This window comes from uncultured Ligilactobacillus sp. (genome assembly GCF_948826705.1).
Lineage (GTDB): Bacteria > Bacillota > Bacilli > Lactobacillales > Lactobacillaceae > Ligilactobacillus.
The window spans coordinates 1-6,372 of record NZ_CAQLEL010000025.1 but is presented as its reverse complement, the minus strand read 5'-3'; the positions used below and the strand labels follow the sequence as shown (position 1 = coordinate 6,372).

At 39.7% G+C, this 6,372-nt stretch carries 5 protein-coding genes and 1 pseudogene; all 6 read right to left on the bottom strand.

Going from position 1 to position 6,372, the window contains the following annotated elements:
- On the bottom strand, positions 1-1,162 hold a 1,162-nt coding region (locus Q9Q35_RS01505), incomplete at its 3' end, for an amino acid ABC transporter ATP-binding/permease protein (protein WP_304651824.1).
- Positions 1,152-2,876 (bottom strand): thiol reductant ABC exporter subunit CydD, encoded by a 1,725-nt coding sequence (gene cydD, locus Q9Q35_RS01500; protein ID WP_304651823.1) that lies wholly within the window; start codon positions 2,874-2,876, stop codon positions 1,152-1,154. The genes cydD and Q9Q35_RS01505, both read right to left, overlap by 11 nt.
- On the bottom strand, positions 2,876-3,901 hold the full coding sequence (gene cydB / locus Q9Q35_RS01495; RefSeq protein WP_304651822.1) for a cytochrome d ubiquinol oxidase subunit II: 1,026 nt from the start codon (positions 3,899-3,901) through the stop codon (positions 2,876-2,878). Before cydB ends, cydD begins: the two co-directional genes overlap by 1 nt.
- A complete protein-coding gene (locus Q9Q35_RS01490; RefSeq protein WP_304651821.1) occupies positions 3,902-5,332 on the bottom strand; it encodes a cytochrome ubiquinol oxidase subunit I in 1,431 nt (476 codons plus the stop codon).
- 240 nt (positions 5,333-5,572) lie between these two features.
- Entirely contained in the window at positions 5,573-6,013 is a 441-nt protein-coding gene (locus Q9Q35_RS01485) for a Rib/alpha-like domain-containing protein (protein WP_304651820.1), read from the bottom strand.
- Between the two features lie 29 nt (positions 6,014-6,042).
- Positions 6,043-6,207: pseudogene (locus tag Q9Q35_RS01480) on the bottom strand (methionine adenosyltransferase domain-containing protein); the annotation flags it as partial.
- Positions 6,208-6,372 lie beyond the last annotated feature (165 nt).

Below are 6,372 nucleotides of genomic sequence, written 5' to 3'. Positions count from 1 at the left end.
TAGCTAGGGTACTTTTTCCTGAGCCACTTCGACCTAAAATTGCCAACTTTTCACCTGGACTTATTTTTAAGTTGATCCCATTCAACACATTATGGTGTCCATCGGCATAAGCATATACCAAGTCTTTAACTTGCAGTTCATAGGGTGCTGTAACTTCCGGTGCTTTTTTACGTTCTTCTGGACGTGGCAAAGCATTCAAGCGCTTGATCGAATCTAAATACACATTTGTCTCTTGTGCAGCTGTTGGCAGTGGCATAAAGGCATCTGCCAAAGGAAAAACGCAGAGCACAAATGCTGCGATCCAGTTGATCGAATCAGTCTCAGTGCCACCAAAACGACCTGAAGCCCAAATGATCAAACTAACAACGATCGCTAAAAAGATAAATTGTCCCACTAGGTCTCGGCGACGTTCAAATTTTCGCATTTTTGCTTGCGTCATAAGCAATTTAGCTTCATTTTCCTCGTGTCGTTTACGATAATCATTGGCACGTTCCGAAAAGATCCAGTCCGAGACCCCCAAGACATTATCGGTAAGATCAAGGTACAACGCATTTTTGATCTGCTTTTCGTACTCTTGGCGTGCCCCATTGACAACAACTGACCAAAGTGGGAGCGCAAAGATCAACAGCCCGTATAATACAAGCATCCATAAAGCAAACAAAGGTGAGATCACGCCTAAACCAACAATGATAAAAACATAAAGTCCACAGACTGTAAAATATGGGAAAAGTGTCCGTAAATATAGATTTTGAATATGGGCAACATCTTCTGATAACAGGCCTAAGATATCTCCCAAGCGATATTTGTTATTGAAAAAGACCGCATCTCGTTCCAAAGCATCATACATCTTGCGCCGAAATTCTGAGGTCATCTTAAAGACCCAGTTATGGCTGGTCAACCGTTCTAAATAGTGCAATAATGGGCGAAAGATCCCAAATGCCCTCGTCAAAACGATCGGAACGTAGACTAATAAGATATTTTCCGGTGGTGTCGCTGATTTTGTGATCAGATATCCACTAGTAAACATTAAGCCCCCTGCACAGATAAAAGTTAAAATGCCAAGGAAGATCGCCAGCCAAAGCGTTTTTTTATAGTGCTTCAAAAACGGCTTGACCCAGCTATCATGTTGCAAAGCTTTAAAAAATGATAACTTATTTAGCATCTGTATCCCCCCTCATTTCACTTAATAACTTACAGAAGTATCCATTTTTAGCTAAAAGTTCTGCATAAGTACCACTTTCAACTAATTTCCCTTCATCCATGACCAAGATATAGTCCATTTGGTGCATCCAATGCAGACGATGTGTAGCAAAGAAAACTAAACGATCTTGCATCAATGGCATCATTTTTTCTTTTAATTCCAATTCAGTCTCGATGTCTAAGTGTGCAGTCGGCTCATCAAAGATCATGATCTTGCGTTTTTTATCCAAAAATGCACGCGCTAAAGCGATCCGTTGGGCTTGTCCACCTGAAAGTGCACGTTTTCCACTCCCGATCTTAGTGTCCAAGCCTTCAGGCAACTCAGCGACTAAGCGCTCAAGGCCGACTACTTTGATCGCTTCATAGATCTCTTCATCCGAAACATTTGGCGTATAAAATGCGATGTTTTTTCGTAAAGTGTCTGAAAAAACATAAGGCGATTGGGGGATATAAAGCACTTGTTTGCGCCAGTCAGCTAGATCTAAATTAGGTAATTTATGCCCTTGAACAGTAAACTCACCTGTGCTAGGCATATAGAATCCACTTAACAAATTGATCAAAGTCGTTTTACCTGAACCACTCATGCCAATGATCCCAACTTTTTGATAGCCTTTGACCGTAAAACTCACAGGCGCGATCCCATTTTGTTCATCATAGCTAAAACCCACTTGTTTGGCTTTGAAGCTATCTTTTGCTTGCCACGAAGCCAATTTGACTTCAGACACTTTAGGTAGTGGTGTATGGATGATCTTAGCGATCGCATGAAATGAGTTCTTACCATTCAGGGTAGCATGATAGTCATTAGCAAAATTTCTGATCGGCAAGAAATATTCAGGCGCTAAGATCAAGATCGATAGACCATAGAAAAGTGACATTTGTTGATCGATCAATCTCAACCCTAAAAAGACAGCCAAAACAGCGATCGATAAAGTCGTAAAGAAATCGAGCGCAAAAGTTGATAACATGGCTACGCGCAATGTCTGCATCGTAGTCTTTCGAAAGTTTTCGCTTGAACGATAAACACTCTTAGAATATCGCTTACTCAAGCCAAAATACTTTAAGGTATCAATGCCCCGGAGAGAATCGATAAAATGATTGGATAGGCGTTGAAACGTCGAAAATTGACGATCAGCTTTAGCTTTGGCCGCAAAGCCTAAAATGACCATGAATAAAACGATCAAGGGGTACACTAACAACATAATGATCCCAGAAGTAATATCCATCCAAAATGTTACTAACAAGATCAAGACTGGCACGATCGCCATGCTCATCATTTTACTCAATAATAATTTGATGTAATTTTCTACTTGAAAGATACCATCCAAAGTCAAAGTTACTAAATTACCTGTTCCTTGAGTTTGGACCACTCCAGGCCCTAGAATAAATATCTTCTCCAACAATCGTTTACGCATTTCTTTAGCACTTTGCCGCGCATAATCATCTAGTAATTTGGCATCGATCAGATCTATTCCTTGACGCAGGATAAAACAGACCGAAAAAGCACAAATATTGAATACTTGACTCTTCAGTGACTTTCCCAACCACAGATCAGTCAAAGTAGCACTTAAAAATAAAGCTTGCCCTATGATAAGTAAAGCTTGCAGAAACGAGAGTCCTGCAAGCTTTACCATGATCTGTCTTATTCCTGCCAGTTTAAACAGCAGTTTATCGACCATTATTTGACTACCTCCGCTGTATGCACAACTGGAAGTGCGATCCGCTTTCTAAAGATCCAGTAAGACCAGATCGTATATGCCAAAACAAATGGCAACAAGCAGATCGTTGCGATCGTCATCACTGTCAAAGTGTATGAAGTCGATGAAGCATTTTGGATCAAGAGATCGTATTTATCACCCAAGCTAGAGATCATCACACGTGGGAACATCCCCACAAAGATCATTGCGACCAAAGAGACCATCGTCAGACCACTTGAAATAAACGCCAACATCTCATTACCCTTAAATGTTGCTACATGTCCTAAAACGGCAAAGATAACGATCAAAAGAACAGTGATCAACGTTCCGATCGGACGAACTTGGAAGAAATCGGTCTGGAAGAATAACAATACCGCAAAAACTACCAAGCCAACATATAAGATCCAATAGAGAAATTCTGCATAATTGCGTGCACGTTCTCTGATATCACCAAGGGTCTTTAACGCAATGTAATTTAAGCCGTGTAGATAGGTCAATAAGACTAACGCTACCCCACCAACGATAGACATTACATTAAAGTAATCAAAGAACCCTGCATTCATGTTTCCATTTGCATCGATCGGCATTCCTTGGATCATCGAAACAAACATAACACCCAAGAAAAATGGTACGATCAAACTTCCTGCTGCTAAAGCAGTGCTCCAAATATGCTGTTTCTTTGGATCACTAGCCGTTCTAAACTCAAAAGAAACACCACGAATTATCAGACCGACTAAGATCATCAATAAGATCAAGTAATAGCCACTAAACAATGTAGCATACCAATATGGAAATGAGGCAAACATCGCCCCACCTGCTGTGATCAACCAAACTTCATTTCCATCCCAAACAGGCCCGATCGTTTCGATGATCTGTGAGCGTTCATCCTCATTGTGAGCTAATGAACGTGTAGCCATTCCAACCCCAAAATCAAATCCATCGAGGAAGAAAAAGCCTGCAAATAGGACGCCGATCAAGATAAACCATAAAATTTGTAAGAAACTCATTTAAAACGCCCCCTTATCAAATGGATCTAAGATCTTTTGGGCATAACCATGACCTTGCATTTGGGTCGGATCATTTCTCAATTGACGTTTTACCAGTCCGATCATTACGATCGCTAAAGTCGTAAAGAGCGTGAAGTAAACGATATTTGAGATCAGCAGAGAGGTTGCCGATACATTAGGTGAAACACTTTGTTGGATCGTAAAAAGACCGTAAACAGTCCATGGATAACGTCCAAATTCAGTAATGAACCACCCAGCAGTATTAGCAATAAACGGTACAAATGTCGTAAGTGCTAATGCCCATAGCATCCACCGTCGCTGGTATAATGTCTCCTTCTTTTTACGTGTCATCAATAAACCAACAAAGGAGACTAAAATGATCCAGGCTCCAAAGCCAGCCATTACTCTAAAACTCCAGAAAAGTGTGTTTACCGGTGGGATATAATCCATCTTAGTCCCATCGATCGTTGTACCATACTTCTCTTTCATCTCAGCATTGATCTCATCCATCCCCTTAACTGAACCAGATGGTTTGTTATAGGATAACAAGCTCAAAAGAACTGGAATATCAACTTTATACTTAACAGTATGATTCTTAGTATCTGCGATCCCTACTGCAGTCCACGGTGCAGGATCTTCTGTTGTTTCGTAGATAGCTTCTGTTGCAGCAAACTTCATCGGTTGTTCAGTTACCAGATATTTCATCTGGAAGTCACCGACCAAGATCGTGCCAACTGAAAAGATCATTGCCATCCAAAGACCAAGGCGCATTGATTTTTTATAGAGAACTTTAGCTTCTTTAGTAGTATCTTTCTTTAACATTTGGAAAGCCGTCAATCCAGCAAGGATAACTCCTCCCATTGTCAAAGCTGCTAAAATAACATGTCCATATTCAAACCAAAGCTGTGGATTCGTCAGTAATGCAAAGAAATCGACCATTTCTGCACGACCACCTTTGATCGCATAACCCACTGGATGTTGCATAAATGAGTTAGCTGCTAATATCCACAGTGCAGAGGTCAGTGTGCCAAAACAGACCATCCACATGAAAAATAAGTGCGTCCCTTTCTTTACTCGATCCCAAGTAAACATCCAAAGACCGATGAACGTAGATTCAATAAAAAATGATAATAAAGCTTCTAAAGCTAGTGGTGCCCCAAAAATATCTCCCATAAAGCGAGAATAATCAGACCAGTTCATCCCAAATTGAAATTCTTGGATCAACCCGGTAACAACACCAACAGCAAAACTCAATAAGAAGATATTACCCCAGAATTTAGCTAATTTTTTATAAGCTTCATCCTTCGTGCGGACATAGACTGTTTCTAAAATTGCAACTACAAACGCCGTTCCGATCGAAAACGGTACAAAAAAGAAGTGAAAGACCGTTGTCATCGCAAATTGAAAACGGGCTAAATCTACAATATCCATTCTTATCCCTCCATTCTAAAAATTATTCCATAGTAAATTCTATACATCTTAAGTTTACTCTTGCAACTAAGCGTTTTCAATTATTTAACTCTTTAAATACAGAATAATTTAGTTTTTTTTGTATTTTTCAATTTAAAATTTTAAAATATTCTACTAACGTATACTATAAAAATAAACCCTCTAAGTTACGTTTCTAACTTAGAGGGTCCATCCTATATGAAAGAAATACTCAAAATATTTTTAGTATTTCTTTTTATATCCAAAACTAACTAAACTTAATAGCATCAACAAGAACACTCCCACAACCGTTGTACGTTCAGAAGATTTTTCACCTGTCTGTGGCAAAGCATGTTTATTATCAGCGTCTTGTTCTTGAGACTTTCTCACTTTGACATGAGCACTAGCTCCTGATCGATCACCAACTTTAGTCAGATTTAATTCTTTACCTACTTTACCTCTCTTCTCTGATGAAGTTTCTTTCTTTACATCCATACTTACTTCCACTGAAACTAGTAGTTCATCTTTTGTGCCATCTGGGTAGGTCACTTCCAACTCACCTGTTTGTTGACCCGCCTTATTTGTATCCACTGGCGTCTTCCATGTCACTTTTGTACCTTTTGGTAACTTAACGCCTGGATCTAATACTTCCGCTGGATCTAACTTCTCCCCTATGTTAATCATAGAAATTCCTTTTATTTCGCAATACTTTTTTAACAGTACTTTTTTAACTCCTCTACCTTGTCTAAACGCTCCCAGCTTACATCCAAATCCTGGCGTCCAAAATGGCCATAGGCGGCGGTCTGCTTATAGATTGGCCTTCTTAAATCCAACATCTGGATAATGCCTGCCGGACGCAGATCAAAGTTTTCACGGATAATTTCCACCATAAAATATAGGGCATGACAACTGCCACGCCCCACATTTCTGATCGTTCTAACGACTTTTCAATCTTCCATTTCTGTCCTTACAATTCATTCTGCTTCTCATACAGATTATTTCTCTCTTTGCAAAGTTGTTTCATTCGCTTTAACTACGCCCGT